Annotated in this window: 22 protein-coding genes and 1 pseudogene; 18 read left to right on the forward strand and 5 right to left on the reverse strand. The window is 73.3% G+C overall.

From position 1 onward, the window contains the following. The first annotated feature begins 89 nt into the window (after nucleotides 1-89). From Sdia_RS07240 to Sdia_RS07280, 9 genes are all read left to right on the forward strand, one after another. Complete coding sequence (locus Sdia_RS07240; RefSeq protein WP_189501127.1) at nucleotides 90-1385, forward strand: hypothetical protein; 1296 nt, start codon at nucleotides 90-92, stop codon at nucleotides 1383-1385. Between the two features lie 10 nt (nucleotides 1386-1395). Next, nucleotides 1396-2049 carry an HAD family hydrolase gene (locus tag Sdia_RS07245; RefSeq protein WP_100452091.1) on the forward strand — a complete coding sequence of 218 codons (654 nt, stop codon included), beginning with the start codon at nucleotides 1396-1398 and terminating at the stop codon, nucleotides 2047-2049. A gap of 51 nt (nucleotides 2050-2100) precedes the next feature. After that, nucleotides 2101-3339 (forward strand): MFS transporter, encoded by a 1239-nt coding sequence (locus tag Sdia_RS07250; protein WP_100452092.1) that lies wholly within the window; start codon nucleotides 2101-2103, stop codon nucleotides 3337-3339. Further along, nucleotides 3290-4462, forward strand: coding sequence for an acetoin utilization protein AcuC (locus Sdia_RS07255; RefSeq protein WP_100452093.1), 1173 nt, complete (start codon nucleotides 3290-3292; stop codon nucleotides 4460-4462). Before Sdia_RS07250 ends, Sdia_RS07255 begins: the two co-directional genes overlap by 50 nt. 121 nt (nucleotides 4463-4583) lie before the next feature. Beyond that, entirely contained in the window at nucleotides 4584-5435 is an 852-nt protein-coding gene (locus Sdia_RS07260; protein WP_100452094.1) for a phosphatase, read from the forward strand. A gap of 128 nt (nucleotides 5436-5563) precedes the next feature. Next, nucleotides 5564-5773 (forward strand): helix-turn-helix domain-containing protein, encoded by a 210-nt coding sequence (locus tag Sdia_RS07265; RefSeq protein WP_161499790.1) that lies wholly within the window; start codon nucleotides 5564-5566, stop codon nucleotides 5771-5773. A gap of 143 nt (nucleotides 5774-5916) precedes the next feature. Then, nucleotides 5917-6015 (forward strand): 30S ribosomal protein bS22, encoded by a 99-nt coding sequence (locus tag Sdia_RS07270; protein WP_003948845.1) that lies wholly within the window; start codon nucleotides 5917-5919, stop codon nucleotides 6013-6015. Between the two features lie 295 nt (nucleotides 6016-6310). Beyond that, entirely contained in the window at nucleotides 6311-7372 is a 1062-nt protein-coding gene (locus Sdia_RS07275) for an NAD-dependent epimerase/dehydratase family protein (RefSeq protein ID WP_100452096.1), read from the forward strand. Nucleotides 7373-7385: 13 nt separating this feature from the next. After that, entirely contained in the window at nucleotides 7386-8372 is a 987-nt protein-coding gene (locus tag Sdia_RS07280; protein ID WP_100452097.1) for a lysophospholipid acyltransferase family protein, read from the forward strand. Nucleotides 8373-8462: 90 nt separating this feature from the next. Here the strand turns inward: Sdia_RS07280 and Sdia_RS07285 are convergent, their stop codons facing one another. From Sdia_RS07285 to Sdia_RS07295, 3 genes are all read right to left on the reverse strand, one after another. Beyond that, entirely contained in the window at nucleotides 8463-9701 is a 1239-nt protein-coding gene (locus Sdia_RS07285; protein WP_100452098.1) for a DUF5667 domain-containing protein, read from the reverse strand. A gap of 394 nt (nucleotides 9702-10095) precedes the next feature. Continuing rightward, nucleotides 10096-10902 carry an ECF subfamily RNA polymerase sigma factor, BldN family gene (locus Sdia_RS07290; protein ID WP_100452099.1) on the reverse strand — a complete coding sequence of 269 codons (807 nt, stop codon included), beginning with the start codon at nucleotides 10900-10902 and terminating at the stop codon, nucleotides 10096-10098. 399 nt (nucleotides 10903-11301) lie between these two features. Next, nucleotides 11302-12267 carry an HAD family hydrolase gene (locus Sdia_RS07295; protein ID WP_100453281.1) on the reverse strand — a complete coding sequence of 322 codons (966 nt, stop codon included), beginning with the start codon at nucleotides 12265-12267 and terminating at the stop codon, nucleotides 11302-11304. Between the two features lie 194 nt (nucleotides 12268-12461). Here Sdia_RS07295 and Sdia_RS07300 point away from each other — a divergent pair, with 194 nt between their 5' ends. The 6 genes from Sdia_RS07300 (at nucleotide 12462) to hemB (ending at nucleotide 18995) form a co-directional block, all read left to right on the forward strand. After that, complete coding sequence (locus Sdia_RS07300; protein WP_100452100.1) at nucleotides 12462-12743, forward strand: glutaredoxin family protein; 282 nt, start codon at nucleotides 12462-12464, stop codon at nucleotides 12741-12743. Between the two features lie 304 nt (nucleotides 12744-13047). After that, the gene (locus Sdia_RS07305) at nucleotides 13048-13806 is read left to right on the forward strand and encodes a redox-sensing transcriptional repressor Rex (RefSeq protein WP_100452101.1); all 759 of its coding nucleotides are present in this window, start codon (nucleotides 13048-13050) and stop codon (nucleotides 13804-13806) included. Beyond that, entirely contained in the window at nucleotides 13803-15209 is a 1407-nt protein-coding gene (locus tag Sdia_RS07310; protein ID WP_189501129.1) for a glutamyl-tRNA reductase, read from the forward strand. The genes Sdia_RS07305 and Sdia_RS07310 overlap by 4 nt, the downstream gene beginning before the upstream one ends. Continuing rightward, nucleotides 15206-16177: a hydroxymethylbilane synthase gene (hemC, locus tag Sdia_RS07315; protein ID WP_100452103.1), complete on the forward strand. Its 972-nt coding sequence runs from the start codon at nucleotides 15206-15208 to the stop codon at nucleotides 16175-16177. The genes Sdia_RS07310 and hemC overlap by 4 nt, the downstream gene beginning before the upstream one ends. Further along, on the forward strand, nucleotides 16174-17838 hold the full coding sequence (locus Sdia_RS07320; protein WP_115068769.1) for a bifunctional uroporphyrinogen-III C-methyltransferase/uroporphyrinogen-III synthase: 1665 nt from the start codon (nucleotides 16174-16176) through the stop codon (nucleotides 17836-17838). The genes hemC and Sdia_RS07320 overlap by 4 nt, the downstream gene beginning before the upstream one ends. Nucleotides 17839-18002: 164 nt before the next feature. Then, complete coding sequence (gene hemB / locus Sdia_RS07325; protein ID WP_100453282.1) at nucleotides 18003-18995, forward strand: porphobilinogen synthase; 993 nt, start codon at nucleotides 18003-18005, stop codon at nucleotides 18993-18995. 128 nt (nucleotides 18996-19123) lie between these two features. Here hemB and Sdia_RS07330 read toward each other — a convergent pair whose 3' ends face one another. Then, complete coding sequence (locus tag Sdia_RS07330; RefSeq protein ID WP_100452105.1) at nucleotides 19124-19825, reverse strand: DUF4232 domain-containing protein; 702 nt, start codon at nucleotides 19823-19825, stop codon at nucleotides 19124-19126. A 167-nt stretch (nucleotides 19826-19992) separates the two neighbouring features. Between Sdia_RS07330 and Sdia_RS07335 the strand changes: the two genes are divergently transcribed. Beyond that, the gene (locus Sdia_RS07335; RefSeq protein WP_189501130.1) at nucleotides 19993-21408 is read left to right on the forward strand and encodes a transcriptional regulator; all 1416 of its coding nucleotides are present in this window, start codon (nucleotides 19993-19995) and stop codon (nucleotides 21406-21408) included. Nucleotides 21409-21485: 77 nt separating this feature from the next. Continuing rightward, nucleotides 21486-21721 (forward strand): annotated as a pseudogene (locus Sdia_RS29975) (PLP-dependent aminotransferase family protein); the annotation flags it as partial. 29 nt (nucleotides 21722-21750) lie between these two features. Here Sdia_RS29975 and argS read toward each other — a convergent pair. Beyond that, nucleotides 21751-23550, reverse strand: a complete 1800-nt coding sequence (gene argS / locus Sdia_RS07340) for an arginine--tRNA ligase (RefSeq protein ID WP_115068767.1) — start codon at nucleotides 23548-23550, stop codon at nucleotides 21751-21753. A 270-nt stretch (nucleotides 23551-23820) separates the two neighbouring features. On the opposite strand from argS, the gene lysS reads away from it, so the two are divergent. Further along, nucleotides 23821-25593, forward strand: a complete 1773-nt coding sequence (gene lysS, locus Sdia_RS07345) for a lysine--tRNA ligase (RefSeq protein WP_100452108.1) — start codon at nucleotides 23821-23823, stop codon at nucleotides 25591-25593. The last annotated feature ends 10 nt before the right edge of the window (nucleotides 25594-25603 follow it).

Raw genomic sequence — 25603 nt, forward strand, 5'->3', positions numbered from 1 at the left:
AGGCGGCCCGCCACCGTCACCCGACGACTCGGTTGCCCGGCCGCTGGGCCGCGCGGATCGCCAGGACAGCCCCTGAGAGGAAGGACGAGATGCCGGACGAACCGGAGAGCACGGGGCCGGAGAGCTCCAAGATGGTCAACTCCGGGCCGAAGACCACGGAGGTGGACGGGCCCTTACGGAAGGCCCCCGCCCCTCGCCCTTCCGCGCCGGAGCGCCCGGGCCGGATGCACCGGTTGTCCCGTAGCCGGAGCGGCATCGCCATCATCGGCGCGCTCGTCGGGGCGCTGCTGGGGGCTGGCGTCATGGCATGGCGCTCCAATGAACTTCCCCTCGTGGCGCGGGACGTGTGCTGGGGTTCACTCTCGTCCGATGTCGTGCACGCTCTGTTCTCGGACACGGACGTCCGCAGCCGTGAGCTGCCGCTGCGCCGGGCCACGGAGGACCACATGCAGACCGAGTGCAGCATGCAGGCGTTCGGGGCCGACGAACTGGAGTCTGAGGTCATAGCGTCAGTGCGGACGCTGGGCGAGTTGCGGGGCGCGCAGGCATGGAGCTGGATCGAGGAGTACCTCTCCTCCCGTATGACGCCGCTTGGCGAGGGAATCACCGGCATGGCTTCCTCCACCCGGGCTTGGGTGGCGCTCCCCGCGAGCTGTGAGGAATGGCCGTACGAGTCGGGCGAGGAGCCGCCGTTGCGGGTGGTCACCCTCGCCTCGGACGCGGCTGACCCCGAGGGCCAGAACGAGGTCGACGCGCGGCGGGGCCTCGACGCGATGTCCCGCGCGGTCGTGCGGTTGGCCAACGGGGTCATGGAACGATACGGCTGCGACGGCCCGTACTCCGACCCGCCGACGCTCCGCCGCGCCCCGGAGGGCGACGAGCTGCCGGATGTCGAGGCCGACCGGCTCTGCGGGATCCAGGGCGTGCGACTGCCCGGATGGGCTGAAGGGCCCGAGGCGGAGGTCGTGGGCACCACGCCGGGCACAAAGCCGGGCGCGTCCTCTGCGGACAGAATCTGGGCGTGCGACGTGCGCCAGCCCTTCGGCCCGAGCAGGCTCCGGCTGATGACCGTGGCGGACCCGGAGCTGGCCGGCGTTGTCTCCCAGGTGCTCGGCAACCGGGCCACGCGTCTGGGTGGTGAGGGGCAGGGCGCCTACGCGGGCGGCCTGAGCGTCTACGTGGCGGACTGCCGGTCCGGGTGGGTGGCGTTTGTGGCGTATGAGCCGGGGGAGGAAAGCGAGTCGCACAACGACAGGTCACTCGCCCTTGCCGTTCTGCCGTCGTACGTCAAGGCGGAAGCGAAACGCGTCGGCTGCGGCGAGATGAACGTGAAGGTGCCAACTCCCCACCAACGACCCGAAACCCAAGCTGTTTCGGGTCAATAGGGTGGGGCCCATGCGCTACGACCTGGTCGTCTTCGACAACGACGGGGTGCTCGTGGACAGCGAGCCCCTCTCCAACACCATCCTCGCCGGCTATCTGACCGAGCTGGGGCACCCCACCAGCTACGAGGACTCCTTGCGGGACTACATGGGCGGGGCGGTGCACCGCGTCCACGACCTGGTGCTGGAGAGGTCGGGCCGGCGGCTCCCGGCCACGTTCGACGAGGAGTTCCACAGGCGCGTCTTCGAGGCGTTCCGGCAGGAGCTGGAGCCCGTGCCGGGCGTCGTCGACGTGCTGGGGGCGCTGCGGGCCGCGGGCGTCCCGTACTGCGTCGCCTCGTCCGGGAGCCACGAGCGCATCCGGGTGGGGCACCGCAGGACCGGGATGCACGCGTGGTTTCCCGAGGAGCACGTCTTCAGCGCTGACGACGTCGGCCGGGGCAAGCCCGCGCCGGACCTGTTCCTGCGGGCGGCCGAGCGCATGGGGGTGGCACCCGAGCGGTGTGCCGTGGTCGAGGACAGCCCACTCGGCGTGGAGGCGGCGCGGGCGGCCGGGATGGACGTGTACGGATTCACCGCCACGACCCCCGCCGAGCGGCTGGCCGGCGCCGACGAACTCTTCGCGGCCATGGCCGAGTTGCCGCGACTGGTCATGGGTTCCACCTGATCCGGTCAAAGGGATACCGGCGGGTAGCGGGCGGTCGTACGCTCTGCGGCCATGACCGACACGCGTGTGCGGCGGGGGCGGGCTGCCCTGGCGTTCAGCTTCCTCGTGCAAGGGGTGGCGTTCGCGCTGCTCGTCACCCGCATCCCGGCGGTCCAGGACCGGTACGGGATCTCCGACGCCCTGCTGCCGGCCTTCCTCGCCGCCGTGCCGGTCCTCGCGGGGGTCGGCAGCGTGACCACCGAGCGGCTCGTCCGGCGGACCGCACCCAGCTTCGTCCTGCGGTGGGCCCAGCCGGTGGTCCTCCTCGCACTGCTGGCGGTCGGAGCCGGTCGGGGAATGATCCAGGTCGCTCTCGCGCTGGCCGTCTTCGGTCTGTCGGTGGGCGCGCTCGACGCCTCGATGAACATGCTCGGCGTCAGTCTCCAACGGGCGTACGGGCGGTCGATCATGCTCGGTTTCCACGCCGCGTACAGTCTCGGCGGGATCGCCGGGGCCTCACTGGCGTGGCTCGGGGCGCACGGCGGGTGGACGCTCGGGGTGTCGTACGCCCCGGTCGTCGCAGTGCTGCTGCCACTCGTGCTGATCGCCGGCCGCTGGTACGTGGACGCGGACGCCGGGCCCGCCGGCACCGGGACGGGTGGAACGGGCAGCGGGCGCGGGGTGGCGTTCGCCGTGCTGCTGCCGTTCTGCCTCGTCATGAGCTTCGCGTACATCGGGGACTCGACGGTCTCCAACTGGAGCGCCAAGTACCTCCAGGACGTGCTGGGAAGCTCGGAGCGGACGGCGACCGTCCCCTACAACGTGTACATGGTGACGACCCTGCTCGGGCGGACGCTCGGGGACCTCGGGGTACGGCGGTTCGGGGCGGCGGCCGTGGTGCGGGCGGGTGCGGTGCTGGCGGCCGCGGGGTTCGGGCTGGTGGCGGGCGCGCCCGGGGTGCCCGCCGGAATGGCCGGCTTCATCCTGCTCGGCCTCGGGCTCTGCGTGCTGGTGCCCCAGACCTTCGCGGCGGCCGGCCGGATCGGTTACGAGAGGGGCGGGCCGGCCGGGTCGGACGCGGCCGTGGCCCGGCTCAACGCCTTCAACTACGTCGGCTTCCTCATCGGCTCCCCCCTGGTCGGGGTCATCGGTGACGCGTGGAGCTACCGGGGGGCCATGCTGGTGCCGATGGCGCTCGTCCTGGTGACCGTCGGGTATGCCCGCTCGTTCGGGGGAACCGGTGGCCGGTACGGTGACGGGCATGAGCGGGCGCGCGCAGCTGATGTGGGACGAGGCGGTCACCGGCTATGACTTCGGGCCGCACCATCCGATGGACCCGGTGCGGCTCGCGCTGACCCGGGGCCTGATCTCGGCGTACGGCGTGGACCGGCAGCTCAGGGTCACCGGGGCGAAGCCCGCCGGGGACTCCACGCTGCGGCTGGTCCACCGGCAGGACTACGTGGACGCGGTCAAGGCCGTCTCCGCCGACCCGGGGTCGGCGGACGGGTCGTACGGCCTGGGGACCGAGGACGACCCGGCGTTCGCCGGCATGCACGAGGTGTCGGCGGCCATCGCCGGTCTCTCCGTCGGCGCCGCCGAGGCGGTCTGGAGCGGGGAGGCCGAGCACGCCGTGAACTTCTCCGGCGGCCTGCACCACGCCATGCCCGGCGCCGCCTCCGGCTTCTGCGTCTACAACGACGCGGCCCTCGCCATCGCCCGGCTGCTGGAGCTGGGCGCCGAGCGCGTCGCGTACGTCGACACCGACGTGCATCACGGGGACGGCGTCGAGGCGGCCTTCTGGGAGGACCCGCGGGTGCTCACCATCTCGCTGCACGAGCACCCCCGCACCCTCTTCCCGCACACCGGCTGGCCCGAGGAGACCGGCGGACCGGGCGCCGAGGGCACCGCCGTCAACCTGCCGCTGCCGGCCGGTACCGGCGACGCCGGGTGGCTGCGGGCCTTCCACGCCGTCGTGCCCGAACTGCTGGCGGAGTTCCGGCCGCAGGTGCTGGTGACCCAGCACGGCGCCGACACGCACTTCGAGGACCCGCTCGCGCACTTCGCCATCTCCCTGGACGCCCAGCGCGCCGTGCAGCTCGCCTGCCACGGCCTGGCGCACGACCACTCCGAGGGCCGCTGGGTGGCGCTCGGTGGTGGCGGGTACGCCGTCGTGGACGTCGTCCCGCGCGCCTGGACGCACCTCGCGGCGGTCGCCGCCGGCCGGCCCATCCCGCCGGAGTCGATGATCCCGGAGGAGTGGAAGCAGCTCGTCTACGCCCGTACCCGCCAGCTGGGCCCGATGCGGATGACGGACGGCCGCTGGCCGGTCAGCTTCCGCGACTGGCAGGGCGGATACGACCCGGCGGACCGGCTCGACCAGGCCGTGCTGGCCACCCGGAAGGCGGCGTTCCCGCAGCGGGGGCTGCTGCCGTAGGGGGCCCGGCCCGCGTCGGGAGCTGGACGGGGGCGCCCGGCGCCCTGGCGGACGCTCGGCCGACCGGGGGGATTTCCGGGGAACCCGGCTGCCGGGGCCCACGGTGCGCCAGCATCGCCACGTGTCCATCCCGCCGCCCGACCGCTCCTGCGCCCCTGCGCCCTCCCGCGAGGCCCTGCGCGCCCATCTGCTCGCCACCGGGATCGCCGGACCGGTGGCGACCACCCGGGAGGCCGGCCTGCGCAGTTACCGCCTCTTCGCCGCCCGCGACCCCCGGGTGCTGCTCGGCCTCGACCCGGTCGGTACCTGGCGCGAGGACGAGGTGCTGGCGCTGATGGCGCGGCGGTGCGGCGTCTCGGCCGACCCGCGCCGGAGAGAGGGCGCCGACACCGTCGACCCGGACCGGACCCTGCGGGCCCTCGACCGGTTCGCCGCTCGGCTCGGACAGGCGGTGGCCGAACGCCGTCCGGTCCTCTTCGGCACCGGGCACCCCCACCGTCTCCTCGGTTTCTACGCCGCCTTGGCGCGGGCCGTCTCGGCGGCGGGAGGGCACGTCCTCACCCCGGCGCAGGGTCGAAGTGTCGACATAACGACCCGGTTCGGTCTACGCACGCATCGGATCGACTACGTACAGGGCGTCGCGTTGGTGAGAGCGGACGCGGGCCGGGGAGCTGCTTGTGAGCCGGGCGCACACTGCCATTCGCCGCTGCCCGTACGCGTGGTGCTCCAGGCGGCGGCGGAGCGCGGCGGGCCGCTGCCCGGGCTCGTCGTGGGCGACCACGGCTGGGCCTGCGGGGCAGGTCAGCTCGGGTTCGAGGTGATCGGGCCGGCCGACACCGACGACCCCGCGCCGTTCGTCGGTGAGGCCGAGGGGCGGGTGGCGGTGGCGGTGCCGCTCGATGACGCGGTGCGGTCGGCCTGCTACGAGCCGCTGACGCGCTATGTACTCAATCGGGCGTGTCTGTCACCGTAGGGACCCGGCAGGGGCTCCTCTTCCCCACTCGCATCACCCGCCCCTACATTGGGGAGTGAGCGCACAGAGACGAGGAGTCACCGGAGGGGAAGCCGGTGCCCGTCATGTGCGGAAGGTTCAGGTGTGACATGGCTGCTGCTGACCGGCCTCTCAACGAGGTCCAGTTTCTGACCGTGGCGGAAGTCGCCTCGGTGATGCGCGTGTCCAAGATGACCGTGTACCGCCTGGTGCACAGCGGTCATCTGCCCGCCATCCGGGTCGGAAGGTCCTTCCGCGTCCCGGAACAGGCGGTTCACGAGTACCTTCGCGAGTCCTACGTGGGGGTGGAGACGGCCTGACGGCCGGGCCGCGGGACCTCGATTACGGGCTCGGGCTCATGACGGGTAGGCTAAGCCGACGTAGGTCGTGTGGGCCCATGCAGCCCCGCACCAATGACCCCCGGTGAACACGGGGGTTGTCCGAGAAGTGAGCGAGGGTTGTCGTGGGCTCTGTTATCAAGAAGCGGCGTAAGCGGATGGCCAAGAAGAAGCACCGCAAGCTGCTGAAGCGGACGCGTGTGCAGCGTCGCAACAAGAAGTAAGCGCCTAGCGGCGTGCTTTACGAGGTCCTTCTGCCTGTCGGCGGGAGGGCCTCGTTCTTTGTCCCCGGCCACTCGGTGGGTGGCCTCAAGCGCCGGCCGGGCTGAGTCCGGCTGGCTTCGGGTCGTAGGCGCGCGCACGAGATGGCCTCAGGCGCCGGCCGGGCTGATTCTGGTCGGCCTGGCTGGGAGGGGTGGAGGAAGCGGCACGGTGTCATCGGGGGGGCAATGCCGAGCCGTTACCGTGAGGTGGCAAGGGTTGCCGGGGCACAGCTGACTGGGGAAGGCAGGCGCTGACTTGGGCAGGGTCGTGCTCGTCACGGGAGTCGCGCGTCCGTTGAGCGGGCGGTTCGTGCGGCGGATTCAGCGGGACGAAGACGTCGACAAGGTCGTGGCCGTCGACTCGGTGGAGCCCGCGCACCAGCTCGGGGACGCCGAGTTCGTCCAGGCCGACATCGGCCGGCCCGCCGTCGCGCGGCTGCTGGCCGAGCACCGCGTCGACACCGTCGTCCACCTCGACGTCTCCGGGACGCCGCTCGGCGGCGGGGGGCGGTCGTCCGTCAAGGAGACCAACGTCATCGGGACGCTCCAGCTGCTCGGCGCGTGCCAGAAGGCACCGCGCGTGCGCCGCCTCGTCGTGAAGTCCTCCACCAACGTCTACGGTTCCGCCTCCCGCGACCCGGCCGTCTTCACCGAGACCACCCCCGCCAAGGCGCTGCCCAGCGGCGGCTTCGCCAAGGACGCCGTCGAGGTCGAGGGGTACGTGCGCGGCTTCGCGCGGCGGCGGCCGGACGTGGCCGTCTGCGTGCTGCGGTTCGCCAACATCCTCGGGCCCGGCGCCGGCACCCCGCTCGCCGAGTACTTCTCGCTGCCGGTGCTGCCGACCGTCCTCGGCTACGACCCGCGCCTCCAGTTCGTCCACGAGGAGGACTGCCTGGACGTGCTGCGCGTCGCCGCGGGCGAGCCCGCCCGCGGGACGCTCAACAGCGGCACCTTCAACATCGCCGGGGACGGCGTGGTCCTGCTCTCCCAGTGCGCCCGGCGGCTCGGCAGCCCCACCGTGCCCGTGCTGCTGCCGGCGGTCACCTGGGTCGGGGCGGCGCTGCGCACCGTGGGCGTGACCGACTTCTCGCGGGAGCAGATCCGGCTGCTCACCCACGGCCGGGTCGTGTCCACCGTCCAGATGCGCGAAACCCTCGGCTTCCACCCCGCCTGGACCACCGCGCAGACCTTCGCCGACTTCGCCCGCGCCCGGGGCAGCGGACTCCTCCCGCCGCGGGCCGTGGCCCACGCCGTGGACCGGGCCGCCGAGGCCCTGCGGACACCGAGTACCGCCCACCCCGTACCGAGCGCCGACTAAGGAGCCCCGCACCATGGCGGACGCCAAGGTCCTCCCCTTCGACGACGGGCCGCGCCGTCGCCGCCCCCGCACCCCCGCCCCCGTACGCCCGCTCCCGGAGCAGCCGCAGCCGCGGCCCGGGGAGGCCGGGGCGCCGGACCTCGGGGCCGGCGGAGACGCGAGCGGCTGGGAACGGCGGATCGCGGGCGGCCTCGCCTTCCTGCGGCGCCGCCTCACCGGCGAGTACGAGGTCGACGAGTTCGGCTACGACGAGGAACTCACCGACCAGGTCCTGATGTCGCTGCTGCGCCCGGTGTACGAGAAGTACTTCCGGGTCGAGGTGAAGGGCATCGAGAACATCCCCGCCGACGGCGGCGCCCTGATCGTCGCCAACCACTCGGGGACGCTGCCCCTGGACGGGCTGATGCTCCAGGTCGCCGTGCACGACCGGCACCCCGCCCGGCGCCACCTGCGGCTGCTCGCCGCCGACCTTGTCTTCCGGCTGCCGGTCGTCAACGAGGTGGCCCGCAAGGCCGGTCACACCCTGGCCTGCGCCGAGGACGCCGAACGGCTGCTGGGGGCGGGCGAGATCGTCGGGGTGATGCCCGAGGGGTTCAAGGGCATCGGCAAGCCGTTCAGCGAGCGGTACAAGCTCCAGCGGTTCGGGCGGGGCGGCTTCGTCTCGACGGCGCTGCGCGCGGGCGTCCCGATCGTGCCCTGCTCGATCGTCGGCGCCGAGGAGATCTACCCGATGGTCGGCAACGCCCGCACCCTCGCCCGGGTGCTGGGGCTGCCGTACTTCCCCCTGACGCCGACCTTCCCGTGGCTCGGGCCGCTCGGCGCGCTGCCGCTGCCGACCAAGTGGACCATCCAGTTCGGCGAGCCGATCCCCACCGAGGGACACCCGCCGGAGGCGGCCGAGGACCCGATGCTGATGTTCAACCTCACCGACCAGGTCCGCGAGCAGATCCAGCACACCCTGTACAAGCTGCTGGTGCAGCGGCGGTCGGTCTTCTTCTGAGGAGACAACCCCGGAGACGAACCCCCAGCAGGCCGGAGGGCCCCCACCGCGCACGGTGAGGGCCCTCCGGCCGTACGGGGAACGGTGTGGTCAGTCCCGCTCGCCCGTGTCGATGCCCAGCCCGGGCAGGAGGCCCGGGAGGAGGGGCGGGAGGGTGACGTCCGGCTCGGCGCCGGGCTCCCGCTGCTCCTGGGAGGGGGCCGGCGTGCCCGGGCCGGTCCGGGGCGGGTCGAGCAGGCCGCCCGTCGAGCCGCCGAGGAGACCCTCGCCCGGCTGCTCGCCGGTGGACGGCTTCGGGCTGTCCTTCTCGCCGGTGCCGCCCTGGCCGCCGCCCTCGCGCTCGGCAGAGCCGGACGGATCGGGCTCGCCGGGGGAGGCGGCGCCGGGACCGGTGGGCGAACCCGGGCCCGGGGCCGGGGAACCGCCCGGCCGGTCGTCCTGGGCAGGGGCGCCGGGCAGCAGGGCACGCAGCGGCTCGATCTCCTGCTCCATGGCGTCGAAGACCTCGCTCACCTGGTCGCTCACGTCGAACAGGGTGGGCGGGAGCTGCTCGCGCAGCGAGGTCCAGGTGGCCCGGTGCGAGCGGGAGAAGGCGGCCAGCTCCTGGATGGGCTTGAGCGAACCGCCCTCCTGGTACGCGGCACTGAGCAGCCGGTGACCCTGGGCGGCGTCGTGCTGCACGCCGCCCAGCGCCCGGCGGATCTCGGCGAGCGACTCGTGGTCCAGGGAGCCCGAGCGGCCGCGCTCCATCAGCCGGCGGGCCTCGTTCAGCCGGGTCGAGGCGTGGTCGAGGTAGATCCCGCCGCGGTCGGCCGCGTCACCGGCCATGCCGAGCTTGATGTCCTCCATGCCGCGCTTCAGCCCGTACAGGGAGTCACCGGGGAGGGCGTCGGAACTGGCCGCGGCCACGCCGCCGAAGGCTCCCGCCGCGACGCCCACCGTGAGGCCGCCCGCGGCGAGGCCCTTGGTGAGGCGGGAACGGGGGCGGAGTTTCCGCAAGGGGCTGGCCCGGTGCGCGCCCCGGCCTGAGCGCTGCTCGGGCACCGAAGGGTCCGGTGCGGAGCCGGCCATCGCCTCCATGGCGGCGACCAACTGGGCGCGCTGGACGGTTCGCACCTCGGGGTCCAGTTCGGGTCTGGGCACCTCGCCGAGCTCGGCTGCCAGCGAGAGCATCCTGCTCTTCTCGGCGTGCTCCGCGTCAGCCGCGCCGGGCTGCTCGCCGGACGCCGCCGGTGGCCGGTCCTCGGCCGCCTGGCCCGGGGGCGTCTGCTCCTCCAGGGCCTGGGCGAAGGCGTTCGCCCGCCGGTGTGCCGATACATTCGCGATCACGGGCGGCACCTCCTCTCGTCATGACGGTCGACTTCCCGCGCGATCCGGGAGTTCCGCACCGCGGCGGCGTCCACCCGATCGAGTGAGGGCGGGGCTGCTGAAGCGCATCCGGGGGAAGTCTGCAATCCCCCCAACGACTGGCCCGGCCCCCTGGTTACGGAACTGCCGCGATCGGTCTGCGGAACCCAGCGAACAGCCACGCACGGCCAGTTGTCGGGCACGGTGCGTGGCGGTCGGCGGGACGCGGCGGACCTGGCGGTTCCGGTGGGACGCGGGCGGGGCGGCTCCCGGCCGGAGGGGACGGGGCTTGCGGGGGACGGTCGGGGCCGGCCGGGAAGGGATGGCCGGCACCGGTGGGACGGGTGGCGACGGATGCCGGTGGTGCGGCGGGGGGTCAGCGGGCGTCGTCCGGGAGGAGACGGGCCAGGGTGCGGACCGCCCGGTACTGGAGGGTCTTGATCGCCCCCTCGTTCTTCCCCATGACGCGGGCGGTCTCGGCGACCGACAGGCCCTGGAGGAACCGGAGCGTGACGCATTCCTGCTGCTGCGGGTTGAGACGTCGGACGGCGTCGAGGAGGGCGGCGTTGGAGAGGGACTCCAGGACCGAGTCCTCGGGGCTGCGTTCGACCTCGTTGGCGTCGAGCATCTCGCCGGTGGTCACCTCCAGCCGGAAGCGGCTCGACTTGAAGTGGTCGGCGACCAGGTTGCGGGCGATGGTGACCAGCCAGGCGCCGAAGTCGCGGCCCTGCCAGGTGAAGGTGCCGATCCTGCGCAGGGCGCGCAGGAAGGTCTCGCTGGTCAGGTCCTCGGCGGTGGCCTTCCCGCCCACCCGGTAGTAGATGTAGCGGTAGACGGTGTCGCTGTACTGGTCGTACAGCTTGCCGAAGGCCTCGGCCTCCCCGTTCTGGGCGCGTTCGACCAGTTCCATCATGCGGGCGCTGTCGCTGTCGGCCGCGGGACGGCGGGCCGTGGCGGTGCCCGCGCCGGCCCGGCGGGCGGAGCCGGCGCGGCCCCGTCTGCCGACGGCGGCGCCGCTTTCCGCGAGGGCGTAGGCGGAGCCGGCGGACCCGGGTGAGGGGAGCGCGGGGGCGGCGAGGGCGGGGACGGCGTAAACGGTGGGGACGAAGCTGCGCAGGCGGTCGACGACCGTCGCGCGCAGCGTAGCCAGGCCCGAGGCGTCAACCCCGACGTGTGGGTACACGGGACTCCCAGAGGCAGAGCTTCCATCACGTACGGTGCGTCGCCGTTCACTCGATGTGGCGGTGTGAGGCACCGGAATTGCGTCTGAGGAGAATAACGCTTCGTAAAGGCGGCGCTACACCGAGTTGCTCAAATCACCGATTGCGACGGATCCGTGGCCCTTATCAGTCTGTTCGCTTGGCACAGAGTGATCGACGGCTGATCGGAAGAGTCCGTTTTCCGGCCGTGTGGGGGACGGGTTGTGGTCGTCCCGGGTGAACGTGCGTGCCGTGGGGCGTGGCGGGGTAAGAACGCCGTTTTGTCGGGTAGTCGGCCCGGCCCGGTGCGCGCGGTGGCGCGAACGGCGCGCCGACGGGGCGCTCCCCCCGGTCCGGGGGCGGGCGGCCCCGTGTACGTCGGGTCAGGAGCGGCGGCGGTGGATCGCGACGGCGGCGGCGGTACCGCCGGCCAGCGCGCCGACCCCGGCGGCGGCCGGAATGCCGATCTTGGCGGCCTTGCGCCCGGTCCGGTAGTCGCGCAGCCGCCAGTCGTGTTCGCGGGCGTGCTTGCGGAGCTTGGTGTCCGGGTTGATGGCGTAGGGGTGGCCGACCAGCGAGAGCATCGGGATGTCGTTGTGCGAGTCGCTGTAGGCGGCGCAGCGGTCGAGGTCCAGTTCCTCGGCGGCGGCCAGTGCCCGGACCGCCTCGGCCTTGGCCGGGCCGTGCAGCGGCTCGCCGACCAGGCGGCCGGTGTAGACCCCGCCGACCGACTCGGCGACGGTGCCGAGCGCGCCGGTGAGGCCGAGCCTGCGGGCGATGATGGTCGCGGTCTCCACCGGCGCCGCCGTCACCAGCCACACCCGCTGCCCCGCGTCGAGGTGGGCCTGGGCGAGGGCGCGGGTGCCGGACCAGATGCGGCCGGCGAGGTACTCGTCGTAGATCTCCTCGCCGATCGACATGAGTTCGGCGACGCGGTGGCCCTTGACGATGGAGAGGGCGGACTCGCGGGCGTCCTGCATGTGCGCCGGGTCCTCGGTGCCCGCGATCCGGAAGTACGCCTGCTGCCAGGCGAAGCGGGTCAGTTCGCGGCGCTCGAAGAACTTCCGCTTGTACAGGCCGCGGCCGAAGTGGAAGAGGGCGGCGCCCTGCATCACCGTGTTGTCCAGGTCGAAGAAGGCGGCGGCGCGCTCGTCCCCGGCGACCGGGAACTCCGGCTCGGCCGGCTCCTCCCCGGCGGGGGCGGCGACCTCGGCGGCCCCGGCCCCCAGTGCCTCCTCCGGCGCCCGGGAGGTCTTGCGGGCGGCCTCGGCGCTCGCCTCGCCCGCCAGCACGCTGCGCGCGGTGGCGGCTCGTCTGCGGGGGGTCAGCCATTCCCAGGAGAGGCGCATCCTCAGCGGGTTCCGGCCGGACTTGCCGTCGGGCGTGGGGAGGGGCATGTCGAGAGCATAGTCAGTCCCCGGAGCGCGCCCGGACCCTGGAGGGTGCGGAGCGGTGAACACCTCGGGGCCGCGGTGTGACGAGTGCGGCCCGGAGGCGCCGACGGGGGCCCCGGCGCGCGGGGCGCGGGAGGGACGGGGTCACAATGGCCGGTATGAGTCCGGTGTTCCGTCGTGCGAAGAAGGCTCCCGCCGAGCGGGTCGTCACCCTGGTGGGCAAGCCCGGGTGCCATCTCTGCGACGACGCCCGCGAGGTGATCGCGGCCGTCTGCGCCGAGGTGGGCGCGGCCTGGGAGGAGAAGGACATCCTCCAGGACCAGGCGCTGCACGACGCCTACTGGGAGCAGATCCCGGTCGTGCTCGTCGACGGCGAGCAGCACGACTTCTGGCGGGTCAGTCCGGAGCGGCTGCGCAAGGCGCTGAGCTGAGCGCGCGGGTGATCGTGCGGGAGGGGTGTTTCGGCCCGGTGGCCGGGCCGCGGACGGGCGGTGACGGCCCGGTGAACGGCTCCGGGGCCGCGTAGGCGCAGGTCCGCGGCGGTTTTCCAGGGACGTGCGGGGCGGTGCGGGCGGTTCCCGGACCGGCTGGTAAGTGCGCGTGACCCCGGTCACTTTGGGTGGACAAATAGGACACCATCTTTGTGCACGCGTTCACAAAGGCATAGCCTGCACGGGACGGGGCGGTCTGCGCAGGCGCGGCCGCCCACAGCCTCGCTCTACCCGCAGGAGCACCGTGGCAACTGGCCGAACTCACCGACCGGCGACCCGCAGCCGAGGAATTCCCGAGGCCACGGTCGCCAGGCTTCCGCTCTACCTGCGAGCTCTCACCGCGCTGTCGGAGCGCTCCGTCCCCACGGTCTCCTCCGAGGAGCTGGCGACGGCGGCGGGCGTCAACTCGGCGAAGCTGCGCAAGGACTTCTCCTACCTCGGCTCCTACGGGACGCGCGGTGTCGGTTACGACGTCGAGTACCTCGTGTACCAGATCTCCCGTGAGCTGGGCCTGACCCAGGACTGGCCCGTCGTCATCGTCGGCGTCGGCAACCTCGGCGCGGCCCTCGCCAACTACGGCGGCTTCGCCTCGCGCGGCTTCCGGGTCGCGGCCCTGCTCGACCAGGACCCCGCGCTGACCGGGCGCACCGTCGCGGGCATGGCCGTCTCGCACACCGACGACCTGGAGCGGATCGTCACCGAGAACGGCGTCTCCATCGGCGTCATCACGATCCCCGCGGGCGGGGCCCAGCAGGTCTGCGACCGGCTCGTGGCCGCCGGGGTCACCTCCATCCTGAACTTCGCGCCGACCGTCCTCTCGGTGCCCGAGGGCGTCGACGTGCGCAAGGTCGACCTCTCCATCGAGTTGCAGATCCTCGCCTTCCACGAGCAGCGCAAGGCCGGTGAGGACGCCGTCACGCCCGCCGCCGACCTGCCCGTGCCGCCGCACACCACCCCCCGCAAGGGACCCGACGGGGACGTTCCCGCCGTGATGCCGGCATGAGTCTTCTCGTCGTGGGGCTGAGCCACCGCAGCGCGCCGGTGAGCATCCTGGAACGCGCCGCGCTGAGCGCCGACGCGCAGGCCAAGCTCCTCCAGGACGCGCTCGCCGTCGAGCCCGTCGCCGAGGCGTCCGTCCTCGCCACCTGCAACCGCATCGAGCTGTACGCCGACGTCGACAAGTTCCACGCCGGTGTCGCCGAGGTCTCCACCCTGCTCGCCCGGCACAGCGGGGTCGGCCTCGACGAGCTCACGCCGTACCTCTACGTGCACTACGAGGACCGCGCCGTCCACCACCTCTTCTCGGTGGCCTGCGGGCTGGACTCGATGGTCGTCGGCGAGGGGCAGATCCTCGGGCAGATCAAGGACTCCCTCGCCACCGCGCAGCGGCTGCACACCGCCGGTCGGCTGCTGAACGACCTGTTCCAGCAGTCCCTGCGGGTCGGCAAGCGCGCCCACAGCGAGACCGGCATCGACCGCGCCGGGCAGTCCCTCGTCACCTTCGGCCTGGAGCAGCTGGCCGGGGACGAGCAGGTCGCCGACTGGGCCGCCAAGAAGCGCGCGCTGATCATCGGCGCCGGGTCGATGTCCTCGCTGGCCGCCGCCACCCTGGCCCGCGCCGGGGTCCAGGAGGTCGTGGTCGCCAACCGCACCCTGGAGCGCGCCGAGCGGCTCGCCGAGATCCTCGCCCAGCCCGGCGGGGCCGGCGCCGCCGAGGGCTTCGCCGCGCGCGCGGTGCCGATGGCCTCGGTCGGCGGCGAGCTGGCCCGCGCCGACATCGCCGTCTCCTGCACCGGCGCCACCGGCCTGGTCCTCACCGCCGAAGCGGTCGCCGCCGCCGTCGCCGGACGCACCGAGGGCGACCCCCTGACCCTGCTCGACCTGGCCATGCCGCGCGACGTGGACGCCGCCGTGCACCGCGTCGCCGGCGCCCGCCTGGTCGACATCGAATCCCTCGCCGAGGCGTCCGCCGACGCCCCGATGGCCGCCGACGTGGAGGCGGTCCGCACCCTCGTCTCCGAGGAGGTGGCCGCCTTCGGCGCGGCCCAGCGCGCCGCCCACATCACGCCGACCGTGGTCGCGCTGCGCACCATGGCCGCCGACGTGGTGGCCGGCGAGATGGGGCGGCTGCGCGGCCGCCTCCCCGACCTCGGCGAACGCGAGCAGGCGGAGATCACCCAGACCGTCCGCCGCGTCGTCGACAAACTCCTGCACGCTCCGACCGTGCGGGTCAAGCAGTTGGCCGGAGAGCCGGGGGGCGCCGGATACGCCGACGCCCTGCGGACCCTCTTCGACCTGGACCCGCAGACGGTCGCGGCCGTCAGCCGGGCCGACCAAGGGGCGCGCGGCGACAGTGCCGCGAGTACCCGCATCCACACGGACGACCTGAATCGAGACCGGTCATGACCGAGAAGGCATTGCGACTCGGGACCAGGCGCAGCAAGCTCGCCATGGCCCAGTCCGGACAGGTGGCCGACGCCGTCCGCCGGCTCACGGGGCGACCCGTCGAGCTGGTGGAGATCACGACGTACGGCGACACCTCCCGCGAGCACCTTTCGCAGATCGGGGGCACCGGCGTCTTCGTCGCCGCCCTGCGCGAGGTGCTGGTACGTGGGGAGGTGGACTTCGCGGTGCACTCGCTCAAGGATCTGCCGACGGCCCAGCCGGACGAGCTGGTGCTGGCCGCCGTACCGACCCGCGAGGACCCGCGGGACGTGCTGATCGCCCGCGACGGGCTCCGCTTCGAGGAGCTGCCCGAGGGCGCGCGCGTGGGCACCGGTTCGCCTCGGCGCATGGCGCAGCTCAACGCGTACGCCCGCGGCCGCCGGATGGCGATCGAGACCGTGCCGATCCGGGGGAACATCGACACCCGCATCGGGTTCGTGCGCAGCGGTGAGCTGGACGCGGTGGTTCTCGCCGCGGCCGGGCTGCACCGTGTCGGCAGGAGCGACGAGGTGACCCAGTACCTCCCGTTCGACACGATCCTGCCCGCCCCCGGCCAGGGGGCACTGGCGATCGAGTGCGCCGCCGGCCACGAGGCCGACGGGCTGCAGGTCGCCGCCGTGCTCGCGGAACTCGACGACCCGGTCACCCGGGCCGCCGTGACCGCCGAGCGTGCCCTGCTCGCTGCCCTGGAGGCCGGTTGCAGCGCACCCGTGGGTGGGCTGGCCGACCTTCTGGCCGACGGGCAGATTGTCAAGGAAATGCGCCTGCGGGGCGTCGTCGGTTCGCCCGACGGCTCCGCGCTGGTGCAGCTGTCCACCACCGGTCCCGTGCCCACGACGCATGACGAGGCGGCCGCGCTCGGCACCGAACTCGCTGCCGAGATGCTGGCCAAGGGTGCGGCCGGTCTGATGGGGGAGCGAGCACTTTGAGCCCCACCACCGCTGTAAATTCAATGTTCTCCGACCATGGGCACGTCACCTTCCTGGGTGCCGGTCCCGGCGACCCGGGGCTTCTCACTCTGCGTGCCGTCGAGGCGCTGGCCGCGGCCGACGTCCTGGTCGCGGAGGAGCGGGTGCTCGACGTCGTCAGGGCGCACGCCAGGGCGGGCGCGGACATGCCGCAGCTGTCCACTGACGAGGCGTCAACCCCCGTGGAGACCCGCCGAATCGGCGACGCCGCCAATCTTGTCATGGGGGCCGCGCGCGCCGGAAAGCGGGTCGTGCGCGCCGTCCAGGGCGACCCGGGGCTCGACTCCGAGGCCGTCCGCGAGATGCTCGCCTGCGCCGCCGAGGGCGTCACCTTCGAGGTGGTCCCGGGCATCGCGGAGGCGGTCGGCGTACCCGCGTACGCCGGTGTCCCGCTGCGCGACGAGGTCGGCGCCGACGTGCGCTTCGTCGACGCCCGCACCGCCACCGACCGCTGCTGGACCGAGTTGGGCGCGAGCGACGGCACCGTCGTCGTCTCCACCAGCCTCGACCAGGCCGCGGCCACCGCGGGCGAACTGGTGGCGGCCGGGCGCAAGCCCGACACCCCGATGACGCTCACCGTCGCCGGGACCACCACCCGCCAGCGGACCTGGGACGCCACGCTCGGCACCGTCGCGCAGGTCCTCAAGCAGGCCAAGGTGCTGCCCTCGCCGGAAGGCGGCCGTCCGGTCATAGCCGTGGTCGGTGAGCACTGTGCCCCGGCCCGCCGCGACCAGCTCTCCTGGTTCGAGTCGAAGCCGCTGTTCGGCTGGAAGGTCCTGGTGCCGCGCACCAAGGAGCAGGCGGCCTCGCTCTCCGACCAGCTCCGTTCCTACGGCGCGGTGCCGCACGAGGTGCCGACCATCGCCGTGGAGCCGCCGCGCACCCCGCAGCAGATGGAGCGGGCCGTCAAGGGCCTGGTCACCGGACGCTACGAGTGGATCGCCTTCACCAGCGTCAACGCCGTCAAGGCGGTCCGGGAGAAGTTCGAGGAGTACGGGCTCGACGCGCGGGCCTTCGCGGGCATCAAGGTCGCCGCCGTCGGCGAGCAGACCGCGGACGCGCTGATCGCCTTCGGCGTCAAGCCCGACCTCGTCCCCTCGGGCGAGCAGTCCGCGGCCGGGCTCCTGGACGACTGGCCGCCGTACGACCCGGTCTTCGACCCGATCGACCGGGTGTTCCTGCCGCGCGCCGACATCGCCACCGAGACCCTGGTGGCCGGGCTGATCGAGCTGGGCTGGGAGGTGGACGACGTCACCGCCTACCGGACGGTGCGCGCCTCGCCGCCGCCGGCCGACACCCGCGAGGCGATCAAGGGCGGCGGCTTCGACGCGGTCATGTTCACCTCGTCCTCGACCGTCCGCAACCTGGTCGGCATCGCCGGCAAGCCGCACAACGTCACGGTCATCGCCTGTATCGGGCCCGCCACCGCCAAGACGGCGGAGGAGCACGGCCTGAGAGTGGACGTGATGGCGCCCGAGCCCTCCGTGCACAAGCTGGCCGAGGCACTGGCCGCCTTCGGCGCGGAGCGCCGGATGGCCGCGCTGGAGGCCGGGGAGAGCGTCGCGAGGCCCAGCGAGCGGCGCCCCGGCGCCCGGCGCCGCAGGGCCGCCTCCTCCTCGTGAGGCGGGGGCGCTGAACCAGGACGTGACGGAGCGGGCCTACCCTTTGGGGTGGGCCCGCTCCCGCGTTCCACGCCCGACGCGCGCGCCCGCCCGGCCCCGCCCGCGTGCGTCGCCGGTCCCGTTCTCGGTTGGTCGCAGGATTCGTCGGAGTAGGTGTTGTGGTCGTGAGTGCGTACGGAACGTTCCCCGGGAGCCGCCCCCGCAGGCTGCGGAGCAGTGCGGTGATGCGCCGGATGGTCGCCGAGACCCGGCTCCACCCGGCCGACCTGGTCCTGCCCGCCTTCGTCCGCGAGGACATCTCCGAGCCGGTCGAGATCGGCTCCATGCCCGGCGTGTACCAGCACACCCGTGACACCCTCCGCAAGGCCGCCGCCGAGGCCGTGGCCGCCGGCATCTCCGGGATCATGCTCTTCGGCGTGCCCGAGGAGGCCAAGAAGGACGCGCTCGGCACGGCCGGCACCGACCCCGACGGCATCCTCCAGCAGGCGCTGCGCGACGTCCGCTCCGAGGTCGGCGACGACCTGCTGGTCATGTCCGACCTCTGCCTCGACGAGTTCACCGACCACGGGCACTGCGGCGTCCTCACCGCCGACGGCCGCGTCGACAACGACGCCACCCTGGAGCGTTACGCCGAGATGGCCCAGGTCCAGGCCGACGCCGGTGCCCACGTGGTCGGCCCCAGCGGCATGATGGACGGCCAGATCGGCGTCGTCCGCGACGCCCTCGACCGGACGGGCCACGAGGACGTCGCCGTCCTCGCCTACACCGCCAAGTACTCCTCGGCCTTCTACGGCCCCTTCCGCGAGGCCGTCGGCTCCTCCCTGAAGGGCGACCGCAAGACCTACCAGCAGGACGCCGCCAACGCCCGCGAATCCCTCCGCGAGCTCGCCCTCGACCTCTCGGAGGGCGCCGACATGGTCATGGTCAAGCCCGCCGGCCCCTACCTCGACATCCTCGCCAAGGTCGCCGAGGCCTCCGACGTCCCCGTCGCCGCGTACCAGATCAGTGGCGAGTACGCGATGATCGAGGCCGCCGCCCAACGCGGCTGGATCGACCGCGACCCGGCCGTCCTGGAGTCCCTGACCGGGATCAAGCGGGCCGGGGCGCAGATCATCCTGACGTACTGGGCGACCGAGGTGGCGCGGAAGCTGGGGTGAGGCCCGACGCCCGGTCGGCACCCGGGGCGTACGTACGGCGTGGCGGCTGAGCCCGCTCTCCGGGCCCGACGGCCCCGGCTCCCCCTCCGCGGGGGCCGGGGCCGTTCGGGTGCCGCCATGGGCCGGTGTCACCACATCAGGGCGTCCGCCGCGGTGGTCTGCCAGTAGGTGACGGCGTTGCTGCTGTCGACGCGGACCGAGTCGCCGGGGAGGGCCGGGCGGGACGGGGCGCCCGTGGAGCCCTCGCCGGAACGGGCGGCGAAGTGGAGGGTCAGCGAGGTGGCGTCGTAGGGGTGGGCGCCGTCGGGGGTGGAGGTGAGGACGCCGGCGTATCCGGACTCGCCGGGGGCGAGGGTGACGACGGCCTGGGGCTTGCTGTCCTCGATGAAGGGGACGGCCGCCTGGGCCTGGTCGAAGCGGAGGTAGGGGGCGTAGTAGAGGTGGCAGGCGGTGTCGCCGGTGTTGGTGGCGGTGATCAGGAGGTGGTTGATCGGGCGGGGGGCCTCGGCGACCGTCACCTCGGTGTCCTCGGCGGTGCAGGAGGCGGTCCTGGCCACCTTGCGGTCGGCGGCCTTGGTGGCTTCCTTCCCGGAGGCGCCGGACGACCCGGAGGCGCCCGTCTCCTTCCCGGCGGACGGCTGCTCCCCGGCGGGCTCGTCCGAGGCGGGGGTTCCGGTGGTCTCCGTGCCGGGGGCCGGCGCCTGGGTGGAGTCGACCGCTCCGGTCGCGCCGGCGGTGCCGGTCTGGCAGGCCGTGAGGGAGAGGGCGGCGGTGGCGAGGAGGGCGGCGGCGAGGGTGCGCAGGCGGCGGGAGCGGGGCGTGGCGGTCATGGTGACGTCCTTTCAGCGGTGCGGCGTGCTTGGATGACCGAAGCTTGCGGCGCACTTCGTCCCGGCCGCCACAGAATGCCGCCGGGGCGGGACGCTGGAACGGTGAAACGGGGGATGACCTGCGGGGACGCGGGTGCCCTGGAACGGCTGCACGGGATGGGGAACGGGTGGGGACCGCAGAATCCACAGGGGAGGCGGCACGGCTTGCCGCGCTGCTGAGCACGCTCAAGGAGCGGTCGGGGCTCAGTTACGGGGCGCTCGCCAAGCGGCTGCATCTGTCGACCTCGACACTGCACCGGTACTGCAACGGGGACGCCGTCCCGGCCGACTTCGCGCCCCTCAACCGCTTCGCCCGCCTCTGCCGCGCCACTCCGCAGGAGCTGGTCGAGGTCCACCGGCGGTGGATCCTCGCGGACGCGGCCCGGGAGCAGCGGGGCAAGGGCGGCGGCCCGGGCACGGCACCGGCCGCCGGCAGCGGGACGCACACCCTCGACTCCGGTACGTCCGGCGCTCCGGCCGCACCCGGGGCCCCGCCCGCATCCGAGGGCCCGGAGACCCTGAAGACCTCGGAGGACCGGGAGGCCCCGGAAGACCCGGCGACCTCGAAGACCCCGCAGGCTCCGAAGATTCCGGCCGCCCCCGTCTCCTCCGGGGCGCAGGCCCCGGCACCGCCCGCCTCGGGCTCCCGCCCCCGGCGCCGCCTGGTCCTCGCCGCGACCGCCGGCGTGGTCGCGGTGGCCGTCACCGGAGCCCTGCTGGTCGGCCGGCTCGGTGGCGAGGACGCGGGGACGGGCGCCGGGCAGAAGACGGGTGCCGCGCGCGGACCGGAGGCACCCCCGGAGGCGGCCGGGTCCCCGGCTCCGAGCCCTACCGGCTCCGCCTCGAAGAAGCCGTCCCCGTCCCCGTCCGCATCCACGTCGGCGGACCCGGGCGCCGCCTCCGGGAGTCCGGCGGACGGGAAACCCCTCGGCCCCGCGCCGACCGGCGTCCCCTTCCACGCCTCCGTCAGGGCGCACGCCTGGGAGGACCCGTGCAGTCAGCGGTATCTGGTCGACCGGGAGCCCGCCGAGGTGCGGCCGCCGCCCGCCGAGCAGGACGCGCCCGCGTGGGTGGCGGCGATGGGGGCGGTCTCCGCGGGGGAGCAGGTGGTCGAGGTGACGCTGCAGGGGACGGGGAGCGAGACGGTCGTCCTCCAGGCGCTGCACGTCCGGACGGTGCGGACCGGGGAGCCGCTGCCGTGGACCGACTACGGGACGGGCGTCGGCTGCGGCGGCGGGGTCTCGCTGCGGTCCTTCGACGTCGACCTCGACCAGGGCCGGCCCGCCGCCCGCCCGGCCGACGGCCAGCGCCCGTTCCCGTACAAGGTCAGTGAGAGCGATCCGGAGGTGTTCCGGGTGACCGCGCACACCGGGGGGCGGGACGTGAGCTGGTACCTGGAGGTGGAGTGGTCGAGCGGGGGACGGCAGGGCGTCTTCCGGGTGGACGACCGGGGGCGGCCGTTCCGGACCAGCGCCTCGGTGGGCCGTCCGGCGTACGACTACCCGCCCGGTGCTTCCCAGTGGGGCGCGCACCAACCGGGTTAGCGCCCCGGCCGGGTGTCCACATGCCGGGCTCCTGGAGTACGGGGGAGGCCGCCCCCGCGCGGACGGAGTACGCGCCGTGGACCGGGCCGGAGGGCGGCGTGTTCGGCTGGGCGCGGCTGCCCGAGGGGTACGACACGGCCGCGCTGGTGCGTACCGTGGCCGGCTTCGGTGGCGTAGGTCCCCGGCGCGCCGTTCTTCGCGGACCGGCCCCGACCACGGCACGCTGCGGCTCTGCTTCGCGACGCAGACCCCGGACGGGAACGCCGAGGGGCTGCGGCGGCTGGACAAGGGCTTCGCGGCGGCGAGCGTCTGAGCCCCGCCCCCTCGTCGGGTGCCTACCGCCTACAGCTGCTCGGGTGTCCGGATGCCCAGCAGCGCCATGCCCCGGTCAAGGGTGCGGCCGGTGAGGTCGCAGAGGAAGAGGCGGTTCTCCACGACCTCCGGCGCGTTGTCGGCGGAGAGCACGTGGCACTGGTCGTAGAAGGTCGTGTACAGCGACGCCGTCTGGTAGAGGTACGCGGCCAGCTTGTGCGGGGCGTACTCGGCGGCGGCGTCCGAGGCGACCTCGCCGAACTGGTCCAGGTGCAGCCCGAGTGCCCGCTCGGCCGGGGCCAGCGCCAGCTCCGGGTGGGCCGCCGGACGCGCCTCGCCCGCCCGGCGCAGGATCGACCGGATGCGGGCGTAGGCGTACTGGAGGTAGACGGAGGTGTCGCCGTTGAGCGAGACCATCTGGTCCAGGTCGAACTTGTAGTCGCGGGCGGCCGAGGTCGACAGGTCGGCGTACTTGACCGCGCCGATGCCCACCTCGGCGCCGCGCTCGGCGATCTGCCCCTCGGTGAGCTGCTCCTTGACGTCCTTCTCGCGGACCACGGCGGTGGCGCGCTCCACGGCCTCGTCGAGCAGGTCGACCAGGCGGACCGTCTCGCCCTCGCGGGTCTTGAAGGGCTTGCCGTCCTTGCCGAGGACCGTGCCGAAGGCGAGCTGCACCGCCTTCACGTCCTCGCCGAGCCAGCCCGCCCGCCGGGCCGTCTCGAAGACCATCTTGAAGTGCAGCGACTGCCGGGCGTCCACCACGTACAGCAGGGTGTCGGCCTTGAGGTGGAAGACGCGGTCGCGGATGGCGGAGAGGTCGGTGGCGGCGTAGCCGAAGCCGCCGTCGGACTTCCTCACGATCAGCGGGACGGGCTGGCCGTCGGGGCCCTTGACGTCGTCGAAGAAGACGCAGAGGGCGCCCTCGGAGCGGACCGCGACGCCGGACTCCTCCAGCAGGCGGCAGGTCTCCGCGAGCATGGCGTTGTACCCGGACTCGCCGACCACGTCGGCGTCGTGGATCTCCATGTCGAGCTTGTTGAAGACGGAGTAGAAGTAGACCTTCGACTCGTCCACGAACCGCTGCCACATCGCCAGCGTCTCCGGGTCGCCCGCCTGGAGGTCGACCACCCGGCGCCGGGCGCGGGTCTTGAACTCCTCGTCGGAGTCGAAGAGGGCGCGGCTCGCCTTGTAGAGCCGGTTGAGGCTCGACATGGCCCGCTCACCGGCCTCCTCGCTGGCCTGCCCGGCCTCGACGGCGACGCTCTCGGCGGTGGCGGCCAGCTCGCCCGGGTGCTCGATCAGGTACTGGATGAGCATGCCGAACTGGGTGCCCCAGTCGCCGATGTGGTGGCGGCGGACCACCTGCTCGCCGGTGAACTCCAGCATCCGCACCACCGCGTCGCCGATCACGGCGGAGCGCAGGTGGCCGACGTGCATCTCCTTGGCGACGTTCGGCTGGGCGTAGTCGATCACCGTGGTGCCGGGCGCCTCGGCGAGCGGCACCCCGAGGCGCGCCGGGTCGGCGGCGCGGGCCGCGAGGTTCCGGGTGATGGCGGCGTCGGAGAGGGTGAGGTTGAGGAAGCCGGGGCCGGAGACCTCGATGTCCTGGATCACCTCGTCGGCGCCGATGGCGTCGACGACCTTCGTGGCCAGCTCGCGCGGGTTGCCCTTGAGCTTCTTGGCGAGGGCCAGGATGCCGTTGGCCTGGTAGTCGGCCCGGTCGCTACGTCGCAGCAGCGGGTCGGCGGCGCCGGCCTCCGGCAGGGCAGCCGCGAGGGCGTCCGCGAGACGCTGGTGGACGGAAGCGGTGAGCGAGGTGACCGAGGCCATGGGGTGGGGTGCCGTTCTCCTTGGGGTGCTAGGGGGTTCCTGGGGAATCCCGTGCGGTGTCTGGGGTGTCCGGTGCGGCGGAGTGCGTGCCGGGCGCCCCAGGTGCCGCGCGGGATTCCCCAGGCACCCCCTGAGGTCCCGGCAAGTATCCCACTCGGCGCGACCGCCGTGAAAAGCGGTTTTCGTGGTAGGGCGGCGAGCTGGGACAATGGGCGGTGGGCCGCGACCGAAGTCCCGGGCGGCCACCGTAGGTGAATGAGAAAGAAGGACGTGCCGATCGTGGCTCAGAGCACAGAGACCGCCGACTGGGTCTCCCGTTACGCGGACGAGGTCATCGCCGAGGCGGAGCGACGAGCCGGTGCGAAAAAGGCCGACGGCACGGCGGACGAGGCACCCGGCGAAGACGCCCTCACGGTCGTCGTGGCCTCCGGACTCTCCCCTTCCGGCCCCATCCACCTGGGCAACCTCCGCGAGGTCATGACCCCGCACCTGGTCGCCGACGAGGTCCGCCGCCGCGGCCACACCGTGCGCCACCTCATCTCCTGGGACGACTACGACCGGTACCGCAAGGTCCCCGCCGGCGTCGCGGGCATCGACGAGAGCTGGGCCGAGCACATCGGCAAGCCGCTCACCGCCGTCCCCGCCCCGGCCGGCTCCGCCCACCCGAACTGGGCCGAGCACTTCAAGGCCGCCATGACCGAGGCACTGGCCGCGCTCGGTGTGGAGTACGACGGGATCAGCCAGACCGCGCAGTACACCTCGGGCGCCTACCGCGAGCAGATCCTGCACGCCATGCGCCACCGCGGCGACATCGACGCGATCCTCGCCCAGTACCGCACCAGGAAGGCGCCCGGGAAGAAGTCGCAGAAGCCGGTGGACGAGGCGGAACTGGAGGCCGCCGAGGGCTCCGGCGCCGCCGCCGAGGACGACGGCTCGACCGCCGCCGGCGGCTACCACCCGTACAAGCCGTACTGCACGGTCTGCAACAAGGACCTCACCACCGTCACCGCCTACGACGACGAGACGACGGAGCTGACCTACACCTGCGCCTGCGGCCACGGCGAGACGGTCGAGCTCTCCACCTTCGACCACGGCAAGCTGGTCTGGAAGGTCGACTGGCCGATGCGCTGGGCCTACGAGGGCGTCGTCTTCGAGCCCTCCGGCGTCGACCACTCCTCGCCCGGCTCCTCCTTCCAGGTGGGCGGCGAGATCGTGGAGATCTTCGACGGCGTCCAGCCGATCGGCCCGATGTACGCCTTCGTCGGCATCTCCGGCATGGCGAAGATGTCCTCCTCCAAGGGCGGCGTGCCCACCCCCGCCGACGCCCTGAAGATCATGGAGCCGCAGCTCCTGCGCTGGCTCTACGCCCGCCGCCGCCCCAACCAGTCCTTCAAGATCGCCTTCGACCAGGAGATCCAGCGGCTCTACGACGAGTGGGACAAGCTGGAGGCCAAGGTCGCCGAGGGCACCGCGCTCCCCGCCGACGCCGCCGCCCACAGCAGGGCCGCCGCCACCGCTGCCGGGGAACTGCCGCGCACCCCGCGCCCGCTGCCGTACCGCACCCTCGCCTCGGTCGCCGACATCACCGCCGGCGCCGAGGACCAGACCCTGCGCATCCTCAGCGAGCTGGACCCGGCCCGCCCGATCACCTCGCTCGACGAGGTGCGCCCCCGGCTCGACCGCGCCGAGTCGTGGATCAACACCTACGTCGACGCCGAGGCCCGCACCGTCGTGCGCGCCGAGCCCGACACCGAGGCGCTGGCCGCCCTCGGCGACGAGTCGCGCGAGTCGCTGCGGCTCCTCCTCGACGGCCTCGACAGCCACTGGTCCCTCGACGGGCTCACCACCCTGGTCTACGGCGTGCCGAAGATCCAGGCCGGTTTCCCCGCCGACGCCAAGCCGACCCCCGAGCTGAAGGCGGCCCAGCGCGGCTTCTTCGCCCTGCTCTACCAGCTCCTGGTCGGCCGTGACACCGGGCCGCGCCTGCCCACCCTCCTCCTCGCCGTCGGCGAGGACCGGGTCCGCCGCCTGCTCGGCGCCTGACCGCTCCACG

The sequence above is a fragment of the Streptomyces diastaticus subsp. diastaticus genome (assembly GCF_011170125.1).
Lineage (GTDB): Bacteria > Actinomycetota > Actinomycetes > Streptomycetales > Streptomycetaceae > Streptomyces > Streptomyces diastaticus.